Below are 26,967 nucleotides of genomic sequence, written 5' to 3'. Positions count from 1 at the left end.
CCCCTTATTGCGCCTGCCAGAGAATGACAGCCGCCGTTACCAGCAAGTTGATCAGCGTCAGCGGCAGGCAGATTTTCCAGCCGAAGGACATTACCTGGTCATAACGCGGACGCGGTAACGACGCACGAATCAAAATGAACATCATCATAAAGAACGCGGTTTTCAGCGCGAACCAGATGAATGGCGGTAACAACGGGCCTTGCCAGCCACCGAAGAACAGCGTCACCATCAATGCAGAGATGGTCACAATCCCGATGTACTCACCCACGAAGAACAGACCGAACTTCATACCGGAATATTCAATGTGGTAACCATCCGCCAGTTCCTGCTCGGCTTCCGGCTGGTCAAACGGGTGACGGTGACATACCGCCACGCCCGCGATGGCAAAGGTAATAAAACCAAAGAATTGCGGGATAACGTTCCACACATGCGCCTGGCTGTTGACGATGTCGGTCATGTTGAATGAACCGGCCTGCGCCACCACGCCCATCAGGGAAAGCCCGAGGAACACTTCGTAGCTCAGGGTCTGCGCAGAAGCACGCATCGCACCCAGCAACGAGTATTTGTTGTTACTTGACCAGCCCGCAAACAGCACCGCGTAAACCGCCAGACCTGCCATCATCAGGAAGAACAAAATCCCGATGTTCAGGTCGGCAACCACCCAACCCGGACTGACTGGCACAATCGCAAAGGCCAGCAGCAGCGAGGTAAAGGCAATCATCGGTGCCAGGGTAAAGATGACGCGATCCGAGAATTTCGGGATCCAGTCTTCTTTAAAGAACATTTTGATCATGTCCGCAACCAGCTGGAGCGAACCGCCCCAGCCAACACGGTTAGGTCCATAACGGTTCTGGAACAGACCCAGCAGGCGACGTTCGCCAAAGCTCATGAATGCCCCACAGGTGACAACCACCAGCAGGATCACCACCGCTTTGAGGATGGTCAGCAGGATCTCAATCAGTTCCGGTGATATCCAACTCATTGTTGTGCCTCCTTGAGATCCTCAAGATGCGCGCCAGCCAGCACCGGAGCAATGCCGGACATACCCATCGGCAAGCCCACCTGCCCTGCCGTCAGTCCTTCGGCGATTTCAACCGGCAGCGTGACCGTGTTGCCATCGTAACTAAAGGAGACGCGTGTACCTGCGTTCACACCCAACTTCGCGGCATCCGCTGGGTTGAGTTTGATGTACGGCTGCGGCATACGGCTCTGGAAGACCGGAGCACGCTGTGACAATTCATCGCTGCCAAACAGGTGGTAATACGGCGCAATACGCCATTTCCCGTCCTGCGGCTGGAAGCGTACCGGTACGCTGGTGAAGTAATCCAGACCATTCTCGCTGGTTTCAAACAGACGCACGCCCGGATCGCCAAAGCGCAGTTTGCCGCCCACTTCGTCCTGGAATTTGTTCCACGCCTGCGGGGAGTTCCAGCCCGGTGCCCAGGCAAACGGCACTTGCGAACGGTGCGCGGTCGGCTGGTTGTTACCTTCCATCGAGAAGGTGAACATGGTGTCAATATCCTGCGGCTGACGCGGCTCATGAACGCTGATATTGGCGCGCATGGCGGTACGACCGCTGTAACGGTGCGGTTCACGGGCCAGTTTCTGCCCACGAATACGGAATGTCGCATCCGGCGCAGCATCTTTGATACCTGCCAGTTCCGGGATTTTCGCCACAACAGCGTCAATCACATGGTCGAGCTGCGTCCAGTCCACTTCACGGCTCAGCAGGGTGCTGTGCAGCGAGTGCAGCCAGCGCCAGCTTTCCAGCATGACAGTTTTGCTGTCGTAATAAGCCGGATCGTAAACCTGGAAGAAACGTTGGGCGCGACCTTCATTATTAATTACCGTACCGTCGCTTTCAGCAAAGCTGGCGGCGGAAAGTACCAGATGGGCGTTTTCCATGATCGCTGTACGCTGATGGTCAACCACCATCACCAGCGGTGCTTTAGCCAGCGCAGCATTCACGCGGGTAGCAGAAGCGTGACGATGCAGATCGTTTTCCAACACCACCACCGCGTCGGCGCGTCCGGTTTCCAGTTCGGTTAACGCTTCTTCAAGCGAACCGCCACCCATAATGCCCAGCCCCATGCTGTTGACGGAACGGGCAATCATGGTGATACCGACGTCAGCGCCGCGACCTTTCAGGGCTTTCGCGACGTTAGCCGCCGCCTGAATCACCTCTAAGCTACCGGCGTTCGTCCCGGAGATAATCAACGGTTTCTTCGCACCTGCCAGTGCCTGCACGATGACGTCGATTTTGCTTTGCAGCTCAGGTTCGATACCGTCAACCGCTGGTGCAGAGTTATCCAGCGCATGGGCGATGGCAAAACCTAAACGCGCCTGATCTTCAACCGGTGCGCGGTAAGTCCACGCCGCGATATCATCCAGACGGGTGTCATCAACGTTGGTAACAAACAGCGGATGCTTCGCACGTTGACCGATGTTAAGGATTGCCGCAATCTGCCAGTCAGCCACTTTCTGTGCTGCCGCCATTTCGCGCGCTTTACCTTTCACCGCCTGACGCACTGCCAGCGCGACGCGCGCGCCGGTCTGGGTAACGTCTTCGCCCAGCACCAGTACCGCATCGTAAGATTCGATTTCGCGCAGAGCCGGAGTATAAATGCCGCCTTCACGCAGCACTTTCAGCGCCAGTTGCAGACGTTCCTGCTCACCGTGAGCGATACCGGTGTAGAAGTTTTCTTCGCCCACCAGTTCACGCAGTGCAAAGTTGCTTTCCACGCTGGCACGCGGAGAACCAATACCGATCACTTTCTTCGACTGACGCAGAATATCTGCCGCGCCCTGCATTGCCTGTTCGGCGTTGAGGGTAATGAAATCATCGCCACGACGCTGTACTGGCTGACGCGGACGATCCTTCAGGTTGACGTAACCGTAACCGAAACGACCACGGTCGCAGAGGAAGTAGTGGTTTACCGTACCGTTGTAACGGTTTTCGATACGACGCAGTTCGCCGTAACGTTCACCGGGGCTGATGTTACAGCCGATGGAACATTGCTGGCAGATGCTCGGCGCAAACTGCATATCCCATTTACGGTTGTAACGCTCGGAGTGCGTTTTGTCGGTAAATACGCCGGTCGGGCAAATTTCGACCAGGTTACCGGAAAATTCGCTTTCCAGCGTGCCGTCTTCCGGGCGACCGAAGTAGACGTTGTCGTGCGCGCCATAAACGCCCAGATCTGTACCGTCAGCGTAATCTTTGTAGTAACGCACACAGCGATAGCAGGCGATGCAGCGGTTCATTTCGTGAGAGATGAATGGCCCCAAATCCTGATTACGGTGGGTACGTTTGGTGAAACGGTAGCGACGGAAGCTGTGTCCGGTCATCACGGTCATATCCTGAAGATGGCAGTTACCGCCTTCTTCACATACCGGACAGTCGTGCGGGTGGTTGGTCATTAACCACTCGACCACACTTTCACGGAACTGTTTCGCTTCTTCGTCGTCAATGGAAATAAAGGTGCCATCGGAAGCCGGTGTCATACAGGACATCACCAGGCGACCACGCGTGTCTTCCGCGTTTTGGTATTGCTTCACCGCACACTGGCGGCAAGCACCGACGCTTCCCAGCGCCGGATGCCAGCAAAAGTAAGGAATATCAAGGCCCAGAGACAGACAAGCTTCCAGCAGGTTGTCCGCTCCGTTGACCTCGTATTCTTTGCCGTCTACATGAATTGTAGCCATTAGCATGCTTCCAGTTTTCTCGGTCAGGGACCGAGCGTTAATCGAAATTCGGTTACCAGCGCTCTTTCAGCAGGTTCGGCTGAATCCCATTAATCAAATGGGTATTGCTGAACGGCTGTTTGATTCCCGCCTCAAATTCTTCGCGGAAATATTTGATGGCGCTCTGTAACGGCTCCACTGCACCAGGTGCGTGGGCACAGAAAGTTTTACCCGGGCCTAAGAATCGACACAGTTGCTCAAGTGTTTCGATATCGCCCGGCTGGCCTTCGCCACGCTCCAGCGCACGCAGAATTTTCACGCTCCACGGCAGACCGTCGCGGCACGGCGTACACCAGCCGCAGGACTCACGGGCGAAAAACTCTTCCAGGTTACGCACCAGCGACACCATGTTGATCTCATGGTCAACCGCCATCGCCAGCGCCGTACCCAGACGGCTGCCCGCTTTACCGATACTTTCGAATTCCATCGGCAGATCAAGGTGCGCTTCGGTCAGGAAGTCAGTCCCCGCGCCGCCTGGCTGCCAGGCTTTAAATTTCAGACCATCACGCATACCACCGGCGTAATCTTCGAGGATCTCGCGTGCGGTGGTGCCGAACGGCAGTTCCCACAGTCCCGGATTTTTCACCCGACCGGAGAAGCCCATCAGCTTGGTGCCAGCATCTTTACTTTTCGAGATGTTCTGATACCACTCCACGCCGTTAGCGAGGATCGCCGGAACGTTACACAGGGTTTCGACGTTGTTGACACAGGTCGGTTTGCCCCATACGCCGGAGGTTGCCGGGAAGGGGGGTTTCGAGCGTGGGTTAGCACGACGCCCTTCCAGGGAGTTGATTAACGCTGTTTCTTCCCCGCAGATGTAGCGCCCTGCCCCGGTATGGACGAACAGTTCGAAGTCGAAACCTGTTCCCATAATGTTTTTGCCAAGCAAGCCCGCTTCAGTGGCTTCGGCAATGGCGCGGCGCAGATTTACTGCCGCTTCGATATATTCGCCACGCAGGAAGATGTAGCCACGGTAAGCTTTCAGCGCAAACGCGGAGATGAGCATACCTTCCACCAGCAGGTGCGGCAGTTGCTCCATCAACAGGCGGTCTTTATAGGTGCCCGGCTCCATTTCATCGGCGTTACACAGCAGGTAACGGATGTTCATGGATTCGTCTTTCGGCATCAGGCTCCACTTCAGGCCAGTCGAAAAGCCCGCTCCGCCGCGCCCTTTCAGACCAGCGTCTTTTACCTGATTAACGATTTCGTCCGGAGACAGCCCGGTCAGCGCCTTACGCGCCCCTTCGTAACCGTTTTTGCTGCGGTATTCGTCCAGCCACACTGGCTGTTTGTCATCGCGCAGACGCCAGGTCAGCGGATGCGTTTCGGGAGTACGGATAATGTTTTTCATTTATACCGCTCCAGCAGTTCAGGGATCGCTTCCGGGGTCAGATGCGCGTGAGTGTCCTCATCGATCATCATGTTTGGCCCTTTATCACAGTTCCCCAGGCAGCAAGTTGGCAGCAGCGTAAAGCGGCCATCAAATGTCGTTTGCCCTGGTTTGATGTTCAGCTTTTTCTCGAGCGCCGCCTGAATACCCTGATACCCGTTGATATGACAGACCACGCTGTCGCAATAACGGATCACATGGCGACCAACCGGCTGGCGGAAGATCTGACTGTAGAACGTTGCCACACCTTCGACGTCGCTTGCCGGAATACCCAGCACATCGGCGATCGCGTGGATCGCACCATCCGGCACCCAGCCTCGCTGCTTCTGAACGATTTTCAGCGCTTCAATGGACGCCGCACGCGGGTCTTCGTAGTGGTGCATCTCGTGCTCAATCGCTTCACGCTCTGCCGCACTCAGCTCAAAAGCCTCGGTTTGTGGTTGTTGATTCTCGTGCATAATTAGCGGTCCACATCTGACATAACAAAATCGATACTGCCCAGATAAACAATCAGGTCAGACACCAGGCTGCCGCGGATCGCCGCCGGAATTTGCTGCAAATGCGCATAACTCGGCGTGCGGATACGAGTGCGATAACTGATGGTGCTACCGTCGCTGGTCAGGTAGTAACTGTTGATCCCCTTGGTCGCCTCAATCATCTGGAAAGATTCATTGGCAGGCATCACCGGCCCCCACGACACTTGCAGGAAGTGGGTGATCAGGGTTTCGATATGTTGCAGCGTGCGCTCTTTCGGCGGCGGCGTGGTCAGCGGGTGATCCGCTTTGAACGGGCCTTCCGGCATGTTGTTGAGGCACTGCTCAAGAATGCGCAGACTCTGGCGCAGCTCTTCCACTTTCAGCATTACGCGGGTGTAGCAGTCAGAAACACCACCACCAACCGGGATTTCAAAGTCGAAGTTTTCATAGCCAGAATAAGGACGCGCCTTACGCACGTCGAAGTCGATCCCGGTAGCACGCAGGCCCGCGCCAGTGGTGCCCCACTCCAGCGCCTCTTTCGCGCCATAGGCGGCAACGCCCTGGGAACGACCTTTCAGAATGGTATTTTGCAGCGCCGCTTTCTCGTAAGACGCCAGACGTTTCGGCATCCAGTCGAGGAACTCACGCAGCAGGCGATCCCAGCCGCGCGGCAGGTCGTGCGCTACGCCGCCAATACGGAACCACGCCGGGTGCATACGGAAACCCGTGATCGCTTCCACCAGATCGTAAATTTTCTGACGATCGGTAAAGGCGAAGAACACGGGCGTCATTGCGCCGACGTCCTGAATAAAGGTCGAGATGTACAGCAGGTGGCTGTTGATACGGAACAGTTCGGAGAGCATAACGCGAATGACGTTAACGCGATCCGGCACGGTGATCCCGGCCAGTTTCTCTACCGCCAGCACGTAAGGCATTTCGTTAACGCAGCCGCCGAGGTATTCAATACGGTCGGTATACGGAATGTAGCTGTGCCAGGACTGGCGCTCGCCCATTTTCTCCGCACCACGGTGGTGGTAGCCGATGTCTGGTACGCAGTCGACAATCTCTTCGCCGTCGAGTTGTAAAACGATACGGAAAGCCCCGTGCGCCGACGGGTGGTTCGGACCGAGGTTGAGGAACATGAAGTCCTCGTTTTCGGTGCCGCGCTTCATCCCCCACTCTTCCGGTTTGAAGGTCAGGGCTTCCATCTCCAGATCCTGTTTGGCTTTGGTCAGCTCAAACGGCGAGAATTCGGTAGCGCGCGCCGGGTAATCTTTACGCAGCGGGTGACCTTTCCAGGTTTGCGCATCATGATGCGGCGCAGGTTCGGGTGACCGTCGAAAGTAATGCCAAACAGATCCCAGGTTTCACGCTCATACCAGTTAGCGTTCGGGAACAGTTTGGTGAAGGTCGGTACGTGCAGGTCGTTTTCTGCCAGCGCCACCTTCAGCATGATGTCGCGGTTACGATCGATAGAAATCAGATGGTAGAAAACGGAAAAATCCGCGGCAGGTAACCCTTCGCGGTGTGTGCGCAGACGTTCGTCCATGCCGTGTAAGTCAAACAGCATGACGTAAGGTTTCGGCAGTTTCTTTAAGAAATCGCCAACTTCCAGTAATTGTTCACGCTTGATCCACACAACGGGAACCCCGGTGCGAGTCGCCTGAACAGTAAAGGCATCCGGCCCAAAACGGTTGCGCAGTTCGCCAATTACCGGATCATCAAGATGATCGCGGGTCTGCCAGGCGGGTTCTTGCGCGGTTAAGTCGGTCATATTGTTCACCATTGCAAATGGTCCGTGGTGACTGTCGGCGCAGTAAGCTTCGCGAAATAGATTTAGGAATAAGCGAAGAAAAATCCCTTTGCCGACAGGCGCAAATTAAATCTCGTCAGGTGTACGCAGGTTGGTTACGGCAATGCGTTCACCGCGCTTGCGTTCGCGCTCTGATTGCATATTGGCGCGATAAACGCCCTGATCGCCAACCACCCAGGAGAGCGGACGACGTTCTTTGCCGATAGATTCCTGCAACAGCATCAGTGCCTGCATGTACGCTTCAGGACGCGGCGGGCAGCCCGGGATATACACATCAACCGGGATGAATTTATCGACGCCCTGCACAACGGAATAAATATCGTACATACCACCAGAGTTGGCACAGGCACCCATTGAGATAACCCATTTTGGTTCCAGCATCTGGTCATACAGACGCTGAATAACCGGTGCCATTTTGGTAAAGCAGGTTCCTGCAACCACCATCAGGTCAGCCTGACACGGCGAAGCACGCAATACTTCTGCGCCAAAACGCGCCACGTCATGCACCGCGGTAAACGAAGTCACCATCTCAACGTAACAGCAGGAAAGACCGAAGTTATACGGCCAAATTGAGTTTTTACGACCCCAGTTAACCATGTCATTGAGCTTGCCCATAAACACGTTTTTGTTAACTTCTTGCTCCAGAGGGTCGGTTACGATCTCCTGCTTTTGCAGGGGGTAACGGTCGTTCTCACCGTTGGGATCTATGCGGGTGAGCGTATAATCCATCTTAATGCCTCGCGGTTAGCGTTGACGATTAGCGATACTGTTCGTTTCCGGGTTCATACGCTCGCGGCGTGAACGCGCGGGCGTCCAGTCCAGCGCGCCAATACGCACCAGATAAACCAGACCTGCCAGTAACACAAAAATAAAAATTGCAGCTTCCACAAAGCCTACCCAGCCGCTTTCGCGGATAGAGGTTGACCATGCGAACAGATACAGCGCTTCAACGTCGAAGATAACGAAGAACATGGCCACCAGATAAAACTTGGCGGACAGGCGTAAGCGGGCGGAGCCGACCGAGTCGATACCGGATTCAAACGGCACGTTTTTCGACCTCGCGCGTGCGCGACCGCCTAAAAACCAACCGCCTACCAGCATTAGGCAACACAGGCCAATGGCAACGATAAGAAAGATAGCGAATGCCCAGTGATGAGCGATGACTTCAGTGGATGTTGACATACTCATTGCTTACTCATCAAAAGTAGCGCCAGATTCACTGCTCTTCACAGCAGATGGACGCCACATCGATTCATGGGGAGGAATAAAAAAAACCTTACAATCACTGTAGAAATTCTTTTATACAGCTAATTGATGTGGTCTTTTACTCCTTTCTATAACCTTTTGTCAACTTTAACAAAAGTTTCTTCATATTAGTTTACATAATATCAACACCATTAGCATTTAATGCCCTTTCACCCCAGATCCTTGACGACTCCAGGATAATTAGATGTTGTTGAATCGTGTCCGTTGTGAAGCAATGGAAAAAATACGGGTCTATTTTGACAGGAATTTGTGTCGATTCCTCCCCCCAAAAGAGAGTATTTTCTTGATCTGTGACACGCTTTTGTCATTCCATAACAAAAACGCAGCAACAAATTTACGTATTTTTTAACATCATTGTAGCAGGTGATTTTTTTCAGGCGATTATTTGTGCGTTCGGGACGTGAATCTCTGGAGATTGAAAAATGAACAGTTTTGTACGTTCTGCACTATGCGAGGAAGGATTTTTACTAAAAAAAAGCCGCTGGGGTTTAAAACACCCCCAGCGGCTCGTTTTTTACACTATTGTCTCAGGAATTATCTATCGTCCGTCGATTACTCGATATCCCTTTCAATCAACAATGAATCATCCCCTTCCGGAGCAGACATTGGGCTGTATTGCCACGGATTATGGTAGCTCTCCATCGCCTGATAGATCACCTGGGCCAGCTCATTATTACTGGACGGGTCATAGCACAGCAAATATTCGGTATCAGGTAGCGGCGGTAAGCCATCTACTCCACTCAGCACACGCAGGTCCGGGCTCATCATCTCAACCGGCCTTGCCGTCACGCCAAGACCGGCTTTCACTGCCGCACGAACGGCCGGAAGCGTCGAGGCGACATAAGCCAGTCGCCATGGAATATCTGCTTTATTAAGCGTTGCCAGCACCATATCGCGAAACGGACTTGGATCATCCAGCAATACAAGAGGGATCGGCTCGCCTTTTTGCAATACGTATTCCGCTGCGCAGTACCAGTGTGTTGGCGAGGTACGCAGGTTCAATGCCTTAAACGCTGAAGGACGATGGGTGGTTACCATCAAATCCACTTCCTGGGATTCCAGCATTTCTGCCATATAGGCATTACGTTTAACGCGGACATCCAGCGCTAATTTCGGATAAACCGAACTCACGCGATTTAACAGGAAAGGTAAGATCGTATCGGCAGATTCATCTGAAGCACCGATAGTTAACACGCCCTGAAGATTACTGAACATTAATGATGAGCAGGCCTCATCATTAAAACGCAGGATTTTCCTGGCGTAACCAAGAAGTTGAATGCCATGTTCAGTTAACAGTTTGTTGCGACCGTGACGAGCGAACAGTTCTTTCCCAACGAGTTGTTCCAGACGCTGCATTTGCTGACTTACGGCGGACTGAGTACGACACACAGCGGCAGCTGCGGCAGCAAAAGTGTTCAGATCGGCAACAGCAACAAATGTTCTCAGCAGATCGAGGTCGAGGTTAATTATCGGACGATTTGCACTTATCATATATTATCACTTACTGGCGGCTCATACTGAGCTGGTTAATGCTGTGCACACACAAACAAGCAATTCCATTTGTAATGTGCCTCCCTGGCAGTTTCATCCGGAACCCGGACGAAAGTAAAAATGCATATGAGTTGCACTAAAAAAGCGACTCACATTGTTCCGTTATAATGCCTGAAGTAGATCACAGAATATATCTTCAGGGATCGCATATCTATTAAGTTACTCACTCTTTTCTATTTATGACATGCGCGTGTTTGTATAAATGTAAATGTGAGTCCTTGTTCCACTCTCGTGCAGCATCGCTGGTCATACGCGAACACGTACAAACAGCAATGGTGAGGCGGCATCAAGAGCAGGGATCCGTCATTTATGCGAGCATTTTACCCCAAAAACCTTTTATTTATAAGGGCCATTGCGAATCATCTGATGCAAAGTTATGTTATGTTAGGCAAAGTAATCTTCTATTATTAATAAGCACATCAAAACCTTTTTGAATATTAAATAATAATTAATTAGCATAATCCTCATTCATTAATTCCGCTTAACAATAGTTTCACACCTTGCCCCCATTACGACACCTCGGAAATCATCACGCTGTTAAACTCTCCGTAATGCGGAAATATCATCATCGCGTTTCATTAGTGAATTCTTAAATGAGGCATTTTCACACAATTATCTTACAGATAAAAAAACCAGACTTACAATTAAGAATCAGAATAATTCACTATATAACATTGCATGTGAAGCATATACACCTCGTTATTTTGTCATTATCAAGTTATTAACAGCACAATCGAGCCTTCCCCTCTGGCAAAATCTTATTCTGCAGACCTTCAAAACACCGTCCTGGGGGAGTACATTGTTCTAAGCTGACTTCCACGGCAGGGAGTGGCGATAACAGCAAAAAAGGTCAAGATTCATGTCCCCCATTGAAAAATCCAGCAAATTAGAGAATGTCTGTTATGACATCCGTGGTCCGGTGCTGAAAGAAGCAAAACGCCTGGAAGAAGAAGGTAACAAGGTACTGAAACTGAACATCGGCAACCCAGCCCCGTTCGGTTTTGACGCGCCAGATGAAATCCTCGTTGACGTGATACGCAACCTGCCTACCGCTCAAGGGTATTGCGATTCCAAAGGTCTTTACTCCGCGCGTAAAGCCATCATGCAGCACTACCAGGCTCGTGGCATGCGTGATGTTACCGTGGAAGATATTTACATCGGCAATGGTGTATCGGAGCTTATCGTTCAGGCAATGCAGGCATTGCTGAACAGCGGGGACGAAATGTTGGTTCCTGCACCAGATTACCCACTATGGACCGCGGCGGTTTCGCTTTCCAGCGGTAAAGCGGTGCATTATCTTTGCGATGAATCCTCTGACTGGTTCCCGGACCTCGATGATATTCGCGCTAAAATTACGCCTCGTACGCGTGGGATCGTTATTATCAACCCAAATAACCCAACCGGCGCGGTATATTCCAAAGAGCTTTTAATGGAGATTGTGGAGATTGCACGTCAGCATAATCTCATTATCTTCGCCGATGAAATTTATGACAAAATTCTTTACGACGACGCTGAGCATCACTCAATTGCGCCGCTGGCACCTGACCTGCTGACCATTACCTTTAACGGACTGTCGAAAACGTACCGCGTTGCAGGCTTCCGTCAGGGGTGGATGGTGTTGAACGGGCCGAAAAAACACGCCAAAGGCTACATCGAAGGTCTGGAAATGCTGGCTTCAATGCGCCTGTGTGCTAACGTTCCTGCGCAACACGCCATTCAGACCGCGCTGGGTGGTTATCAGAGCATCAGTGAATTTATTACCCCTGGAGGTCGTCTTTATGAGCAGCGTAACCGCGCGTGGGAACTGATCAACGATATTCCGGGCGTTTCCTGCGTGAAACCTCGTGGTGCGCTGTATATGTTCCCGAAAATCGACGCCAAACGCTTTAACATTCACGACGATCAGAAAATGGTGCTGGATTTCCTGTTGCAGGAAAAAGTTCTGTTGGTGCAAGGGACGGCATTCAACTGGCCGTGGCCGGATCACTTCCGCATTGTCACGCTACCGCGTGTCGATGATATCGAGCTGTCTTTGAGCAAGTTCGCGCGTTTCCTTTCTGGTTATCATCAGCTGTAATCTTAATTTCACTGCCGGAGATTGCATCCGGCAGCGTTATCCCGCCACAATGACCTGATGATGTCATCATACGTAAGGTCACTATGAAACAGAGCCATTTTTTTGCCCATCTCTCCCGCCTGAAACTCATTAACCGCTGGCCGCTAATGCGCAACGTGCTGACGGAAAATGTGTCCGAACACAGTTTGCAGGTAGCGATGGTCGCCCATGCGCTGGCAGCTATCAAAAATCGAAAATTTGGCGGTAATGTCAACGCCGAACGTATCGCTTTACTGGCGATGTACCACGATGCCTCAGAAGTGCTCACCGGCGATCTCCCTACTCCGGTGAAATACTTCAATTCGCAAATCGCTCAGGAGTACAAGGCTATTGAAAAAATCGCTCAGCAAAAACTGGTCGATATGGTTCCGGAAGAGCTGCGGGATATCTTTGCGCCGTTAATTGACGAGCATGCATATAGCGATGAAGAAAAATCGCTGGTGAAACAGGCAGATGCACTGTGTGCATATCTGAAATGTCTGGAAGAACTCGCGGCCGGAAATAATGAATTCTTGCTGGCAAAAACGCGACTGGAAGCGACGCTTGAAGCGCGTCGCAGCCAGGAGATGGACTACTTCATGGAAGTATTTGTTCCCAGCTTCCATCTTTCGCTCGATGAGATTAGCCAGGATTCACCGCTGTAAGCAGCCGGAGTCTGCGTCGCATCAGGCAATAAGCGCCGGATGCGACATCAGGCTCTTGTCAAAACGGAAACAGCATCGGGATCATCACCACACAAACCGCCATCACGATAATGGTGAACGGTACCCCCAACTTCACAAAGTCACTGAAGCTGTAATTTCCCGGACCTAAAACCAGTGTGTTAACAGGTGAAGAAACCGGTGTCATAAAGGCGGCGGATGCTGCCATCGCCACGACCATCGCGAATGGATAAGGCGACACCCCCATCGTTTTGGCAGCAGCCAGCGCAATCGGAGCCATCAACACCGCCGTCGCGGTATTAGAGATAAATAGCCCAATAACCGCCGACAAGACAAACAAACACCCCAGCATCATATGTGGCCCGTAACCACCGCCAATGTCCATCAGCCCTTTCACCGCCAGCGCGACACCTCCCGTTTTCTGTAATGCCACAGCAAACGGCATCATCCCAACGATCAAAATAATGCTCGGCCAGTGAATGGATTTATAGGCGCTTTCAGCATCTATACAGCGGAATTTCCCCATCAGCAGGCAGGCGATGATAGCGGCAACAGGATTAGGAATTTCATCTGTCAGCATTAACGCCACCATTAGCACCAGACAGAAAATGGCATGGGGTGCCTGGCTGTGCGCGGGCGATGCTTCACTCACCTCTTCCGGTAAGTTCAGCGCTACGAAGTCGCGGCCCTGTTTGGCCAGCATACCGATCAGTTTCCAGTTACCCACAACCAGGATGATATCGCCCAGCAGCAGAGGCTCATCCGCCAGCGAACCTTCCAGCGCCACGCCATTGCGCTTTAGCCCCACCACATTCAGTCCGTAGCGGGTACGAAAACCAATTTCGCGCACCGATTTACCAATCAGTTCTGACTCAGGAATTAATGAAATCTCTGCCATGCCCACATCAAGGGCCTGGTCAGAAAAATACTCGCCGCGCAGTACCATCGGCTCCAGCAATTGCTCACTACAAAATTGCCGGAGATCGACATCAGCCGCAGACATATCAATAAGCAAAACGTCACGCGCGCGAAACTCAGAAACCCCATTAACGTTCACGATAACGCGACGAAAACGCCGCCAGCGTTCAACACCGATGACGTTAGCGCCATAACGCTCACGTAATTTGAGATCATCCAGCCGTTGACCAATCATTGCCGATCCGGGGCGAATAGCCAGACGTCGCGCACGCCCGGTCAGTCGATATTCACGGATAAGATCGCGAAAGGTTCGACGCGTCCAGCCTTCGCGCTGCGGGGTCTGGGTATCCCCTTTCAGCATGAAACGCATCACTAACATATACAAAATACCCAGCACCAGCACGACCAGGCCAACAGGTGTTACGCTAAAGAAACTGAAGCCGTGATAGCCTTCACGCAGCAATTCACTGTTGACTACCAGGTTCGGCGGCGTCGCCACCAGCGTCATCATGCCGCTAATCAGCCCGGCAAAACTTAACGGCATCATCAGACGTGACGGCGAAGTTTGCATACGCATGGCAACGCTTAACACCACGGGAATAAAGATAGCGACAACGCCGGTTGAACTCATAAACGCGCCAAGCCCCGCGACGGTCAGCATCAACAAAACCAACATTTTGATTTCACTGTTGCCCGCCACTTTGACCAGCCATGTTCCCATTACGGTGGCAACACCGGTACGGACCAAACCATCGCCAATAATAAACAAGGCGGCAATCAGGACAACGTTAGGATCAGAAAAGCCGGAAAATACTTCGGGGACCGTCAGCGTTCCGCTTAATGCAAACGCGACAATAACAAACAAAGCGACCGCATCCATACGCACTCTGCCCGTCGCAAACAAGACGATGGCAACGGCCAGTAATGAAAGAACCCAAATCAATTCACCGTTCACAACTTATCCTTGTTAATTGAGGGGGATGACTTGATTCTGCCATAAAAAAGCCCCGACGAGACGGGGCTAAATCATGATCAGGTGTTTCACTGAATAATAACATCGCCATTTAGCTGTTTGGTCACAGTAATTTGCTCCAGACTGTGGAGGACCAAATCGACCTCATTCAGGCGCGGGGTATCTGCCGGAGCGTTAACCGCAATGACATGGCAACCCGCCGCCAGGCCAGAAAGCACGCCAGCGGGAGCATCTTCCGCCACCACACACTCCTGCGGCGCAAGCCCCAGCAGCTGCGCACCTAACAGATACGCATCAGGTTCTGGTTTTCCGCGCTTCACTCGCTCAGCGGTTACAAACACCTCTGGTGCGGGAAGCCCAGCTATTTTATGGCGCGCTCGCGCTACCGGCATGGAGCCAGAAGTCACAATGGCCCACGGAATACCTGCTTTATTCAAATGATTGAGTAAGGCGATTGCCCCCGGAAGCGCGGTAATACCTTCGTTTTCCGTGGCCTCGATGTGCTCCAGACGCGTAAACTCGGCGGCAATATCAGCCTCGGATTTGCCCGCCATAAAATGGCGCAAAGAGGTGATCGCCTGTTTACCGTGAATGAAAGCCAGCACCTCTTCCGGCGCTAACCCATGACGTCTGGCCCAGTTGCTCCACGCCCGTTCTACCGCAGGCAGGGAATCCACCAGCGTTCCATCAAGATCAAACAGAAAACCTTTGCACCGCACGCGGGCCTCCTCAGGCGTTGATAATTTGATTAATTTCGTTGGCGCTCAAATGGTACTGACGCGGGCAGGCATGCCACACATTAAGCATGCGCTGATATTTTTCCCACATTGGCGTCTGGGCGTTAAAACCATGAGTCCCAGCGTCAAAATGGGTATAGCGCCCTTCCACATTAACCATAAAGCGGACATAACCGAGGTAACGTGCTTCAGTGGCGGCGTCAAAGCCGAGGAAGGTGACACGACGTTCATCGATGGATTGCTGGTCCTGCAAATTAGACCAGGAAACATGCAACGCATGATACATCTCCATAATGTCGATGATAGTGCGGCAGGTTTCTTCTTTCAGCTCGCCAAACTCGCGATCCAATTCACGCATCTGTAATCCGTAACCACGCTCAATAATTGTTTGCAGGCGACGGTAACGTTCAGCATTTGCCGGATCGAGCATAGTCATCATCTTGTACTGATTAGACAAAATAAGACGTTGCGCGTTGGTCATTTCCATTGTTGACTCCTGTATCACTCTACTACGGTGAAAAAAAAGAAGGCTGAGTATGCCTTCTTTTATATGCGTAATCAGGGGTCAATTACAAATCATCAAGGAAAGTTTTATCCAGTTGTTTGAAGGCGCGCTTAAGCGTGTCAGCTAATGCCTGGTAATCAGGCTTGCCTTCAACGGGTGCCAACACCTGTCCAGACTCCTGCAATTTACCGCGAACTTCATAAAACCAGTTGAGGATAGCAGGGGGTAATGGCGTTACAGAACGCTTGCCCAGCCACCATAATCCCTGCATGGGTAAACTTAAGGCGAACAGCGCAGTGGCAACTGCCGGCCCAAGCTGACCGCCCAGGGCAATCTGCCAGCAGAGAGTAAATACGGCGATCGGCGGCATAAAACGGATCGCATAACGCGTCATCTTGATAACGCGATTTTCGACAAAGACCGGGGCAAGGCGTTTTTCCAGCGGCCACGTCTTTGAGTAATGCTGTCCCCGGCGAAACAAGCTAAAAAAATTAACAGAACGATTATCCGGCGTTGACATGCTTCACCTCAACTTCACATATAAAGATTCAAAAATTTGTGCAAATTCACAACTCAGCGGGACAACATTCAAAACATTTTGTCTTCCATACCCACTATCAGGTATCCTTTAGCAGCCTGAAGGCCTAAGTAGTACATATTCATTGAGTCGTCAAATTCATATACATTATGCCATTGGCTGAAAATTACGCAAAATGGCATAGACTCAAGATATTTCTTCCATCATGCAAAAAAAATTTGCAGTGCATGATGTTAATCATAAATGTCGGTGTCATCATGCGCTACGCTCTATGGCTCCCTGACGTTTTTTTAGCCACGTATCAATTATAGGTACTTCCATGTCGAGTAAGTTAGTACTGGTTCTGAACTGCGGTAGTTCTTCACTGAAATTTGCCATCATCGATGCAGTAAATGGTGAAGAGTACCTTTCTGGTTTAGCCGAATGTTTCCACCTGCCCGAAGCACGTATCAAATGGAAAATGGACGGCAATAAACAGGAAGCGGCTTTAGGTGCAGGCGCCGCTCACAGCGAAGCGCTCAACTTTATCGTTAATACTATTCTGGCACAAAAACCAGAACTGTCTGCGCAGCTGACTGCTATCGGTCACCGTATCGTACACGGCGGCGAAAAGTATACCAGCTCCGTAGTGATCGATGAGTCTGTTATTCAGGGTATCAAAGATGCAGCTTCTTTTGCACCGCTACACAACCCGGCTCACCTGATCGGTATCGAAGAAGCTCTGAAATCTTTCCCACAGCTGAAAGACAAAAACGTTGCTGTATTTGACACCGCGTTCCACCAGACTATGCCGGAAGAGTCTTACCTCTACGCCCTGCCTTACAACCTGTACAAAGAGCACGGCATCCGTCGTTACGGCGCGCACGGCACCAGCCACTTCTATGTAACCCAGGAAGCGGCAAAAATGCTGAACAAACCGGTAGAAGAACTGAACATCATCACCTGCCACCTGGGCAACGGTGGTTCCGTTTCTGCTATCCGCAACGGTAAATGCGTTGACACCTCTATGGGCCTGACCCCGCTGGAAGGTCTGGTCATGGGTACCCGTTCTGGTGATATCGATCCGGCGATCATCTTCCACCTGCACGACACCCTAGGCATGAGCGTTGACGCAATCAACAAACTGCTGACCAAAGAGTCTGGCCTGCTGGGTCTGACCGAAGTGACCAGCGACTGCCGCTATGTTGAAGACAACTACGCGACGAAAGAAGACGCGAAGCGCGCAATGGACGTTTACTGCCACCGCCTGGCGAAATACATCGGTGCCTACACTGCGCTGATGGATGGTCGTCTGGACGCTGTTGTATTCACTGGTGGTATCGGTGAAAATGCCGCGATGGTTCGTGAACTGTCTCTGGGCAAACTGGGCGTGCTGGGCTTTGAAGTTGATCATGAACGCAACCTGGCTGCACGTTTCGGCAAATCTGGTTTCATCAACAAAGAAGGTACCCGTCCTGCGGTGGTTATCCCAACCAACGAAGAACTGGTTATCGCGCAAGACGCGAGCCGCCTGACTGCCTGATTTCACACCGCCAGCTCAGCTGGCGGTGCTGTTTTGTAACCCGCCAAATCGGCGGTAACGAAAGAGGATAAACCGTGTCCCGTATTATTATGCTGATCCCTACCGGAACCAGCGTCGGTCTGACCAGCGTCAGCCTTGGCGTGATCCGTGCAATGGAACGCAAAGGCGTTCGTCTGAGCGTTTTCAAACCTATCGCTCAGCCGCGTACCGGTGGCGATGCGCCCGATCAGACTACGACTATCGTGCGTGCGAACTCTTCCACCACGACGGCCGCTGAACCGCTGAAAATGAGCTACGTTGAAGGTCTGCTTTCCAGCAATCAGAAAGATGTGCTGATGGAAGAGATCGTCGCAAACTACCACGCTAACACCAAAGACGCTGAAGTCGTTCTGGTTGAAGGTCTGGTCCCGACACGTAAGCACCAGTTTGCCCAGTCTCTGAACTACGAAATCGCTAAAACGCTGAATGCGGAAATCGTCTTCGTTATGTCTCAGGGCACTGACACCCCGGAACAGCTGAAAGAGCGTATCGAACTGACCCGCAACAGCTTCGGCGGTGCCAAAAACACCAACATCACCGGCGTTATCGTTAACAAACTGAACGCACCGGTTGATGAACAGGGTCGTACTCGCCCGGATCTGTCCGAGATTTTCGACGACTCTTCCAAAGCTAAAGTAAACAATGTTGATCCGGCGAAGCTGCAAGAATCCAGCCCGCTGCCGGTTCTCGGCGCTGTGCCGTGGAGCTTTGACCTGATCGCGACTCGTGCGATCGATATGGCTCGCCACCTGAATGCGACCATCATCAACGAAGGCGACATCAATACTCGCCGCGTTAAATCCGTCACTTTCTGCGCACGCAGCATTCCGCACATGCTGGAGCACTTCCGTGCCGGTTCTCTGCTGGTGACTTCCGCAGACCGTCCTGACGTGCTGGTCGCCGCTTGCCTGGCAGCCATGAACGGCGTAGAAATCGGTGCCCTGCTGCTGACTGGCGGCTACGAAATGGACGCGCGCATTTCTAAACTGTGCGAACGTGCTTTCGCTACCGGCCTGCCGGTATTTATGGTGAACACCAACACCTGGCAGACCTCTCTGAGCCTGCAGAGCTTCAACCTGGAAGTTCCGGTTGACGATCACGAACGTATCGAGAAAGTTCAGGAATACGTTGCTAACTACATCAACGCTGACTGGATCGAATCTCTGACTGCCACTTCTGAGCGCAGCCGTCGTCTGTCTCCGCCTGCGTTCCGTTATCAGCTGACTGAACTTGCGCGCAAAGCGGGCAAACGTATCGTACTGCCGGAAGGTGACGAACCGCGTACCGTTAAAGCAGCCGCTATCTGTGCTGAACGTGGTATCGCAACTTGCGTACTGCTGGGTAATCCGGCAGAGATCAACCGTGTTGCAGCGTCTCAGGGTGTAGAACTGGGTGCAGGGATTGAAATCGTTGATCCAGAAGTGGTTCGCGAAAGCTATGTTGGTCGTCTGGTCGAACTGCGTAAGAACAAAGGCATGACCGAAACCGTTGCCCGCGAACAGCTGGAAGACAACGTGGTGCTCGGTACGCTGATGCTGGAACAGGATGAAGTTGATGGTCTGGTTTCCGGTGCTGTTCACACTACCGCAAACACCATCCGTCCGCCGCTGCAGCTGATCAAAACTGCACCGGGCAGCTCCCTGGTATCTTCCGTGTTCTTCATGCTGCTGCCGGAACAGGTTTACGTTTACGGTGACTGTGCGATCAACCCGGATCCGACCGCTGAACAGCTGGCAGAAATCGCGATTCAGTCCGCTGATTCCGCTGCGGCCTTCGGTATCGAACCGCGCGTTGCTATGCTCTCCTACTCCACCGGTACTTCTGGTGCAGGTAGCGACGTAGAAAAAGTTCGCGAAGCAACTCGTCTGGCGCAGGAAAAACGTCCTGACCTGATGATCGACGGTCCGCTGCAGTACGACGCTGCGGTAATGGCTGACGTTGCGAAATCCAAAGCGCCGAACTCTCCGGTTGCAGGTCGCGCTACCGTGTTTATCTTCCCGGATCTGAACACCGGTAACACCACCTACAAAGCGGTACAGCGTTCTGCCGACCTGATCTCCATCGGGCCGATGCTGCAGGGTATGCGCAAGCCGGTTAACGACCTGTCCCGTGGCGCACTGGTTGACGATATCGTCTACACCATCGCGCTGACTGCGATTCAGTCTGCACAGCAGCAGTAATCTCGTCATCATCCGCAGCTTTGCGCTGCGGATATCTGAACCGGAAATAATCACTATTTCCGGTTTTTTATTCTCTTAATCTGCATTAATCCTTTCTGATTATCTTGCTTAACTGCGCTGCATCAATGAATTGCGCCATTTCACTTTGCATACTTACCACTTTGTTTTGTGCAAGGGAATATTTGCGCTATGTCCGCAATCACTGAATCCAAACCAACAAGAAGATGGGCAATGCCCGATACGTTGGTGATTATCTTTTTTGTTGCTATTTTAACCAGCCTTGCCACCTGGGTAGTTCCGGTGGGGATGTTTGACAGTCAGGAAGTGCAGTATCAGGTTGATGGTCAAACAAAAACACGCAAAGTCGTAGATCCACACTCATTTCGCATTCTGACTAACGAAGCAGGCGAACCTGAGTATCACCGCATACAGCTGTTCACGACGGGCGATGAACGCCCGGGCCTGATGAACTTCCCGTTTGAAGGATTAACCTCAGGATCGAAATACGGGACAGCTGTTGGCATCATCATGTTTATGCAGGTGATTGGTGGCGCGTTTGGCATTGTGATGCGTACAGGAACCATTGATAACGGTATCCTGGCGCTTATTCGCCATACCCGCGGGAATGAAATTCTCTTTATTCCTGCGCTGTTTATTCTGTTTTCACTTGGCGGCGCGGTATTTGGTATGGGAGAAGAGGCCGTCGCCTTTGCCATTATCATCGCACCGCTAATGGTCCGGCTGGGCTATGACAGTATTACCACCGTCCTGGTGACCTATATTGCCACGCAAATCGGTTTTGCCAGTTCGTGGATGAACCCGTTTTGTGTGGTCGTTGCTCAGGGGATTGCCGGCGTTCCGGTGCTTTCTGGCTCCGGGTTGCGCATCGTGGTGTGGGTTATCGCCACTATGATTGGCCTGATCTTTACCATGGTGTACGCCTCACGAGTGAAAAAGAATCCTCTTCTGTCACGCGTGCATGAGTCCGACCGCTTCTTTCGTGAAAAGCAGGCGGATGTTGAACAACGTCCGTTTACCTTTGGTGACTGGCTGGTATTGATTGTCCTGACCGCCGTAATGGTCTGGGTGATTTGGGGCGTGATCGTTAATGCCTGGTTTATTCCAGAAATTGCCAGCCAGTTCTTCACCATGGGTCTGGTGATTGGCATCATCGGCGTTGTTTTCCGCCTTAACGGCATGACGGTTAATACCATGGCTTCATCCTTTACCGAAGGGGCGCGAATGATGATCGCCCCTGCCCTGCTGGTGGGTTTCGCCAAAGGGATTTTGCTGCTGGTCGGTAATGGTGAAGCGGGTGATGCCAGCGTGTTAAATACCATCCTCAACAGCATTGCCAATGCCATTAGCGGTCTGGACAACGCGGTCGCGGCCTGGTTTATGTTGCTCTTCCAGGCGGTATTTAATTTCTTCGTGACGTCCGGTTCTGGTCAGGCGGCGTTAACCATGCCGTTACTGGCACCGCTTGGCGATCTGGTCGGTGTTAACCGTCAGGTTACCGTGCTGGCATTCCAGTTTGGTGATGGCTTCAGTCACATCATTTACCCAACCTCAGCTTCGTTAATGGCAACTCTCGGTGTGTGCAGGGTGGACTTCCGTAACTGGCTGAAGGTGGGCGCGCCCCTACTTGGACTGCTGTTTATTATGTCCAGCGTCGTAGTGATCGGCGCTCAGTTGATGGGCTACCACTAAAAATGTTAAGAGCCGCAATTGCGGCTCTTTTTTCATTCTGCCGTTTCAGTCTCTACGGCTTCATTTTTGGCATTGCGCTTCATCCACAACGCCAGCGCTTTCAGCGAGTCTGGAGTGAACTCATCGCAGCGTGCGGTGATTTCTTCCGGCGTCAGCCAGCAAACTTCACTGACTTCATCTTCCTGTAGGGCGAAGGGACCGTGAGAGACGCAGCTGAACAACGCGCCCCAGACACGGCAATTTTTATCTTCGAAATAGAACTGCCCGTGCTCGGCAAAGGGGACACCGGCAATGCCCAACTCTTCTTCCGCTTCGCGACGCGCGGATTCCAGCAGTTGCTCATCGGCCTGAACCACACCGCCTGCGGTCGCATCTAACATGCCGGGTAAAAAGTCTTTTGTCTCGGTACGACGCTGGACCAGAATTTTGCCCATGCCATCATGCACGACGATGTAAGTTGCACGATGACGCAGACACTGTGCCCGCATTTGTTCCCGGCTGGCTTGTGCAATGACTTCGTTCTCTTCATTGACAATATCCACCCATTCAGTACTTGCCAAACGACGCTGTTCCATTATCAGGAAACCTTCTTTTTCTGGCGCTCTTACGGCGCATTTTGAGTTGTGGGTAAATTACGGATTAATCGCGACCTGCGCAATGATACTTTGATCATTGAGTGCGATTACACTAAGTACGTCATTATCCAGCATGCCATAACTCGCCGGATTACCGCCTTTCGGAATACTCACCGAGCCGGGGTTGAAGTGGAAAATCTCCCCCCGCTGTTCTGCCACTGGCAGATGGGTATGACCGTACACCAGCACATCGTTCTGGTTTAAAGCAGGTAGATTTTCCGGGCCAAAAAGATGACCATGCGTCAAAAACAGACGTTGTTTTTCCAGTAATACCTGTTGCCACGGCGCGGTTATCGGGAAATGCAGCAGCATTTGATCCACTTCGCTGTCGCAGTTGCCGCGCACAGCGATAACCTTATGTGCCACTTCATTAAGCCGTTCAGCGACTTTGGCTGGCGCGTAACCCTCCGGTAAAGCATTACGCGGGCCGTGATTCAACACGTCGCCAAGGATCACCAGCCACTGGGCACCGCTTTGGGCAAACAACTCCAGAACACGTTCCGTCGCCGGTAACGACCCATGAATGTCCGATGCAAACATCAGTTTCATCACTCACTCCTCGTCGAAAAAACGTAAGTTATGATACTGGATTCTGTCGTTGCTATCAGCCAGATTGCTTCGCCGAAAGTGCAATAAAACGCTGGACAGACGCTCGCTGCCACTGGAATGTCGCATAATCCACCAGGCGTTCTGGCACCTCATCGCCATGTAGTACCAGGCGGTTAATCATTAGCGCCAGATCAGTATCAGCAATGCACCATTCACCAAATAAATTCGGCTGACCCAGTGCTAACAAATGTTCTGCCATCGCGAACAGTTTCTCTGCACTGGCTTTTCCCTCGGCCGTTAGTGGCGCTTTTTTCGCCCCCGCAAAGACAACATCCGTCGGACGCTCTTCGCGGATGGGCATCAGATCGCTGCGCAGCCAGGCCTGAATCTGTCGTGCACGCGCACGATTTTCTAAATCAAGCGGATAAATACGTTCCCAGGTCGGTGGCGCAAATCGATCTTCCAGATACTCCGCAATGGCAGAAGATTCACTCAACTCAAAATCATCGATTTGTAATAACGGCACACGGCGTGTCTGACCGTAACCTTGCCACGTCGGCTGCAAATGTTCACCGCTGTCGAGGTCGATGGTCTTGATATGAAACGACAGGCCTTTTTCCTGCAACGCCACCCAAGCGGATAACACATAAGGGGAGAAAAAGTGGGCATCTGACCAAAGCGTGATAGCGGGTTTACTCATTATGTCCTCGGCAATAAAGGGGGCTGGCTATCAAACTATAGAGCCTTTTTGTCACTGTCACGTGACGAATACTCACGTAAGTCGCCGCGCTTTCTATACTGGTGGTGTTCAGATGATTAAACAACCGGAGCTGCAATGATCGATCTCTATTTCGCCCCGACACCCAATGGTCACAAAATTACGCTGTTTCTCGAAGAAGCAGAGCTTGATTATCGCTTGATTAAGGTAGACCTGGGGAAAGGCGGTCAGTTTCGTCCGGAATTTTTGCGCATTTCGCCCAACAACAAAATTCCGGCAATTGTTGATCATTCTCCTGCCGATGGCGGCGAACCGCTAAGCCTCTTTGAATCTGGTGCCATTTTGTTGTATCTGGCTGAGAAAACGGGGCTCTTTTTGAGTCATGAAACGCGTGAACGCGCCGCCACATTACAGTGGTTATTCTGGCAGGTAGGCGGACTGGGGCCGATGCTTGGGCAAAATCATCATTTTAATCACGCAGCCCCCCAAACCATTCCTTACGCTATTGAACGTTATCAGGTTGAAACTCAGCGTCTTTACCATGTACTAAACAAGCGGCTGGAAAACTCGCCCTAGCTGGGAGGCGAGAACTACAGCATTGCGGATATTGCCTGCTGGCCGTGGGTTAATGCCTGGACTCGCCAGCGAATTGACCTCGCAATGTATCCGGCAGTCAAGAACTGGCATGAGCGGATCCGTTCGCGCCCTGCCACCGGGCAGGCACTGCTAAAAGCACAACTCGGTGATGAGCGTTCGGATAGTTAACAGAAACAGGTTCTCGTGTATTATTTCATCCTAAGTAAAACAACGGAGAACCTGCAATGGCACAACCTGCCGCTATTATTCGTATAAAGAACCTTCGTTTACGTACGTTTATCGGAATTAAGGAAGAAGAAATTAACAACCGTCAGGATATTGTTATCAATGTGACGATCCACTACCCCGCCGATAAAGCGCGCACTAGCGAAGATATCAACGATGCGCTGAATTATCGCACCGTAACGAAAAACATTATTCAGCATGTAGAGAATAACCGTTTCTCTTTGTTGGAAAAATTAACTCAGGATGTGCTCGATATCGCACGTGAACATCACTGGGTGACGTATGCTGAAGTGGAGATCGATAAACTGCACGCGCTGCGCTACGCCGATTCGGTATCCATGACCTTAAGCTGGCAGCGTTAACCGCCATATCGGGAGGCTGCATGAACATAGTGATCACCGGAGGGACGGGATTAATTGGTCGCCATTTGATTCCGCGTTTGCTGGAGCTGGGCCATCAAATCACGGTAGTGACGCGTAACCCACAGAAAGCCAGTTCCGTTCTCGGCCCTCGGGTGACGCTATGGCAAGGGCTAGCCGATCAAAGCAACCTCAACGGCGTTGATGCGGTAATCAACCTGGCCGGAGAACCGATTGCTGATAAACGCTGGACTCACGAGCAAAAAGAGCGTCTCTGCCAAAGCCGCTGGAATATCACGCAAAAACTGGTCGATTTGATTAATGCCAGCGACACGCCGCCGTCGGTACTCATTTCCGGCTCGGCAACGGGCTATTATGGCGACTTAGGTGAAGTGGTGGTTACCGAAGAGGAACCGCCGCATAACGAATTTACTCATAAACTCTGCGCCCGCTGGGAAGAGATTGCCTGCCGGGCGCAAAGTGACAAAACGCGAGTGTGCCTGCTGCGAACCGGCGTGCTACTGGCACCGGACGGCGGTATTCTCGGTAAAATGCTGCCACCGTTTCGTCTTGGCCTGGGCGGGCCGATTGACTCTGGTCGGCAGTATCTGGCCTGGATTCATATTGATGATATGGTCAACGGTATTCTCTGGCTGCTGGATAACGAGCTGCGCGGGCCATTTAATATGGTTTCGCCCTCCCCGGTACGCAATGAACAATTTGCCCATGCGCTCGGTCACGCGCTGCATCGCCCGGCCATTTTGCGCGTCCCCGCGACCGCCATTCGACTGTTAATGGGCGAATCTTCAGTACTGGTATTAGGTGGACAACGCGCGATGCCTAAACGGCTGGAAGAAGCGGGTTTTGCGTTTCGCTGGTACGATTTAGAAGAGGCGCTGGCAGATGTCGTTCGCTGATGTGGTTTACAGCAAACATCCGCCAGTTAACTCCCGGTGTTACAGGATTAGTGGCTTTGCGCGATAAGATCGTCTGGTGAAAGTCGGGTCACCATCATAACTAACTCTCTGTCTAAACCTCTATCCAGCATCTCCTGAGCAATACGCAGGGCTTCTTCGTGTTTGCCCTGCATTGCGCCTTCTTCACGTAATCTGTCAGCAATGGTCATCAGTTTCTCCTTTTCTTGTGGTGCGCGTTCCGCTATCTCACCAATAAATGCACGAAAACGCTGGGCATCCCCTGTTTGTAATACGTAATTAAACAGGGCTTTTAGCTGTCTGTCATTAGTGTTCCCTGTAACTAGCAGCGAAACAATTTGGTCGACTAATCCCAACAGATCGCGCTGACGAATATGTTTCTGAATTAACTCCAACAGCGCCATTTTGCGGTGTTGCATAATCTCGTCATCCGGCACCACGGTAATATCCACCAACGGAAACGCTGATGAATATATTTTGCGGGCTATAGCAGGCTCGGCAAATTCATCAAGCCAGCAGAGTGAATAAGGATAAGGACTTCTGCAACCATGATAAAACAGCATCGGGATCACCAATGGAAGCTCTTTATAGCCCGCATCGGTAATGCTGCCAACTTACTGATTTAGTGTATGATGGTGATTTTAAGGTGCTTGCGTGGCTTCCATTTCCATCAGATGTCCTTCCTGCTCCGCTACTGAAGGCGTGGTGCGTAACGGCAAAAGCACTGCCGGACATCAGCGCTATCTCTGCTCTCATTGCCGTAAAACATGGCAACTACAGTTCACTTACACCGCCTCTCAGCCCGGTAC

22 protein-coding genes and 3 pseudogenes are annotated in these 26,967 nt (G+C 51.9%); 9 read left to right on the top strand and 16 right to left on the bottom strand.

What is annotated here, in order from left to right; genetic code table 11:
- Positions 1-4 precede the first annotated feature (4 nt).
- The 8 genes and pseudogenes from nuoH to lrhA all read right to left on the bottom strand — a co-directional run bounded on the left by nuoH (position 5) and on the right by lrhA (position 10,180).
- On the bottom strand, positions 5-982 hold the full coding sequence (gene nuoH / locus BFF42_RS10000; RefSeq protein ID WP_000118507.1) for an NADH-quinone oxidoreductase subunit NuoH: 978 nt from the start codon (positions 980-982) through the stop codon (positions 5-7).
- A complete protein-coding gene (gene nuoG / locus BFF42_RS09995) occupies positions 979-3,705 on the bottom strand; it encodes an NADH-quinone oxidoreductase subunit NuoG (RefSeq protein WP_012421465.1) in 2,727 nt (908 codons plus the stop codon). The genes nuoH and nuoG overlap by 4 nt, the downstream gene beginning before the upstream one ends.
- Positions 3,706-3,757: 52 nt before the next feature.
- A complete protein-coding gene (gene nuoF / locus BFF42_RS09990; RefSeq protein ID WP_000789502.1) occupies positions 3,758-5,095 on the bottom strand; it encodes an NADH-quinone oxidoreductase subunit NuoF in 1,338 nt (445 codons plus the stop codon).
- Positions 5,092-5,592 (bottom strand): NADH-quinone oxidoreductase subunit NuoE, encoded by a 501-nt coding sequence (gene nuoE, locus BFF42_RS09985; RefSeq protein WP_000545042.1) that lies wholly within the window; start codon positions 5,590-5,592, stop codon positions 5,092-5,094. The genes nuoF and nuoE overlap by 4 nt, the downstream gene beginning before the upstream one ends.
- A gap of 2 nt (positions 5,593-5,594) precedes the next feature.
- Positions 5,595-7,396 (bottom strand): annotated as a pseudogene (gene nuoC / locus BFF42_RS09980) (NADH-quinone oxidoreductase subunit C/D).
- 93 nt (positions 7,397-7,489) lie between these two features.
- Positions 7,490-8,152 carry an NADH-quinone oxidoreductase subunit NuoB gene (gene nuoB, locus BFF42_RS09975; RefSeq protein WP_146759036.1) on the bottom strand — a complete coding sequence of 221 codons (663 nt, stop codon included), beginning with the start codon at positions 8,150-8,152 and terminating at the stop codon, positions 7,490-7,492.
- A gap of 15 nt (positions 8,153-8,167) precedes the next feature.
- Positions 8,168-8,611, bottom strand: a complete 444-nt coding sequence (gene nuoA, locus BFF42_RS09970; protein WP_000062997.1) for an NADH-quinone oxidoreductase subunit NuoA — start codon at positions 8,609-8,611, stop codon at positions 8,168-8,170.
- Between the two features lie 630 nt (positions 8,612-9,241).
- Positions 9,242-10,180 carry a transcriptional regulator LrhA gene (lrhA, locus tag BFF42_RS09965; protein WP_000622286.1) on the bottom strand — a complete coding sequence of 313 codons (939 nt, stop codon included), beginning with the start codon at positions 10,178-10,180 and terminating at the stop codon, positions 9,242-9,244.
- Positions 10,181-11,099: 919 nt separating this feature from the next.
- Here lrhA and alaA point away from each other — a divergent pair.
- Together alaA and yfbR are read left to right on the top strand one after the other, a co-directional pair.
- Complete coding sequence (alaA, locus tag BFF42_RS09960; protein WP_000074527.1) at positions 11,100-12,317, top strand: alanine transaminase AlaA; 1,218 nt, start codon at positions 11,100-11,102, stop codon at positions 12,315-12,317.
- Positions 12,318-12,400: 83 nt separating this feature from the next.
- Positions 12,401-13,000, top strand: coding sequence for a 5'-deoxynucleotidase (yfbR, locus tag BFF42_RS09955; protein ID WP_000813847.1), 600 nt, complete (start codon positions 12,401-12,403; stop codon positions 12,998-13,000).
- 58 nt (positions 13,001-13,058) lie between these two features.
- Here the strand turns inward: yfbR and BFF42_RS09950 are convergent, their stop codons facing one another.
- The 4 genes from BFF42_RS09950 to yfbV form a co-directional block, all read right to left on the bottom strand.
- On the bottom strand, positions 13,059-14,891 hold the full coding sequence (locus BFF42_RS09950; protein ID WP_001012909.1) for an SLC13 family permease: 1,833 nt from the start codon (positions 14,889-14,891) through the stop codon (positions 13,059-13,061).
- Positions 14,892-14,977: 86 nt separating this feature from the next.
- Positions 14,978-15,628, bottom strand: a complete 651-nt coding sequence (hxpA, locus tag BFF42_RS09945) for a hexitol phosphatase HxpA (protein WP_001203387.1) — start codon at positions 15,626-15,628, stop codon at positions 14,978-14,980.
- Positions 15,629-15,638: 10 nt separating this feature from the next.
- The gene (locus tag BFF42_RS09940; protein ID WP_000426124.1) at positions 15,639-16,133 is read right to left on the bottom strand and encodes a YfbU family protein; all 495 of its coding nucleotides are present in this window, start codon (positions 16,131-16,133) and stop codon (positions 15,639-15,641) included.
- Positions 16,134-16,215: 82 nt separating this feature from the next.
- Positions 16,216-16,671 (bottom strand): terminus macrodomain insulation protein YfbV, encoded by a 456-nt coding sequence (gene yfbV / locus BFF42_RS09935; RefSeq protein ID WP_000106627.1) that lies wholly within the window; start codon positions 16,669-16,671, stop codon positions 16,216-16,218.
- Positions 16,672-17,008: 337 nt separating this feature from the next.
- Here yfbV and ackA point away from each other — a divergent pair, with 337 nt between their 5' ends.
- The 3 genes from ackA (at position 17,009) to yfcC (ending at position 22,140) form a co-directional block, all read left to right on the top strand.
- Positions 17,009-18,211, top strand: a complete 1,203-nt coding sequence (gene ackA / locus BFF42_RS09930) for an acetate kinase (RefSeq protein WP_000095707.1) — start codon at positions 17,009-17,011, stop codon at positions 18,209-18,211.
- Positions 18,212-18,285: 74 nt separating this feature from the next.
- Positions 18,286-20,430, top strand: coding sequence for a phosphate acetyltransferase (gene pta / locus BFF42_RS09925; protein ID WP_000086722.1), 2,145 nt, complete (start codon positions 18,286-18,288; stop codon positions 20,428-20,430).
- 189 nt (positions 20,431-20,619) lie between these two features.
- Positions 20,620-22,140, top strand: coding sequence for a putative basic amino acid antiporter YfcC (gene yfcC / locus BFF42_RS09920; RefSeq protein ID WP_039059479.1), 1,521 nt, complete (start codon positions 20,620-20,622; stop codon positions 22,138-22,140).
- 32 nt (positions 22,141-22,172) lie between these two features.
- Here yfcC and yfcD read toward each other — a convergent pair whose 3' ends face one another.
- From yfcD to yfcF, 3 genes are read right to left on the bottom strand one after another with little or no spacing between them, the layout of a single operon-like run.
- Entirely contained in the window at positions 22,173-22,715 is a 543-nt protein-coding gene (gene yfcD / locus BFF42_RS09915) for an NUDIX hydrolase YfcD (RefSeq protein WP_000437935.1), read from the bottom strand.
- Positions 22,716-22,772: 57 nt separating this feature from the next.
- Complete coding sequence (gene yfcE, locus BFF42_RS09910; RefSeq protein ID WP_000772452.1) at positions 22,773-23,324, bottom strand: phosphodiesterase; 552 nt, start codon at positions 23,322-23,324, stop codon at positions 22,773-22,775.
- 55 nt (positions 23,325-23,379) lie between these two features.
- Positions 23,380-24,024 (bottom strand): glutathione transferase, encoded by a 645-nt coding sequence (gene yfcF, locus BFF42_RS09905; RefSeq protein WP_000042440.1) that lies wholly within the window; start codon positions 24,022-24,024, stop codon positions 23,380-23,382.
- A gap of 135 nt (positions 24,025-24,159) precedes the next feature.
- Here yfcF and yfcG point away from each other — a divergent pair.
- The 3 genes and pseudogenes from yfcG to BFF42_RS09890 all read left to right on the top strand — a co-directional run bounded on the left by yfcG (position 24,160) and on the right by BFF42_RS09890 (position 26,140).
- Positions 24,160-24,807: pseudogene (gene yfcG / locus BFF42_RS09900) on the top strand (GSH-dependent disulfide bond oxidoreductase).
- Positions 24,808-24,863: 56 nt separating this feature from the next.
- On the top strand, positions 24,864-25,226 hold the full coding sequence (folX, locus tag BFF42_RS09895) for a dihydroneopterin triphosphate 2'-epimerase (protein ID WP_000068457.1): 363 nt from the start codon (positions 24,864-24,866) through the stop codon (positions 25,224-25,226).
- Positions 25,227-25,246: 20 nt separating this feature from the next.
- Positions 25,247-26,140: a TIGR01777 family oxidoreductase gene (locus tag BFF42_RS09890; RefSeq protein WP_001028333.1), complete on the top strand. Its 894-nt coding sequence runs from the start codon at positions 25,247-25,249 to the stop codon at positions 26,138-26,140.
- Between the two features lie 47 nt (positions 26,141-26,187).
- Here BFF42_RS09890 and rpnB read toward each other — a convergent pair.
- Positions 26,188-26,757, bottom strand: a pseudogene (gene rpnB / locus BFF42_RS09885) (recombination-promoting nuclease RpnB); the annotation flags it as partial.
- A 55-nt stretch (positions 26,758-26,812) separates the two neighbouring features.
- Between rpnB and BFF42_RS09880 the strand changes: the two are divergent.
- The coding region (locus tag BFF42_RS09880) for an IS1 family transposase (protein ID WP_001348782.1) at positions 26,813-26,967 on the top strand (155 nt) is incomplete at its 3' end.

It is taken from the genome of Shigella sp. FC1661 (assembly GCF_001712525.1).
Taxonomy (GTDB): domain Bacteria; phylum Pseudomonadota; class Gammaproteobacteria; order Enterobacterales; family Enterobacteriaceae; genus Escherichia; species Escherichia coli.
Note: the sequence above shows the minus strand (reverse complement) of the source record. Positions and strands in the feature narration are given on the sequence as shown.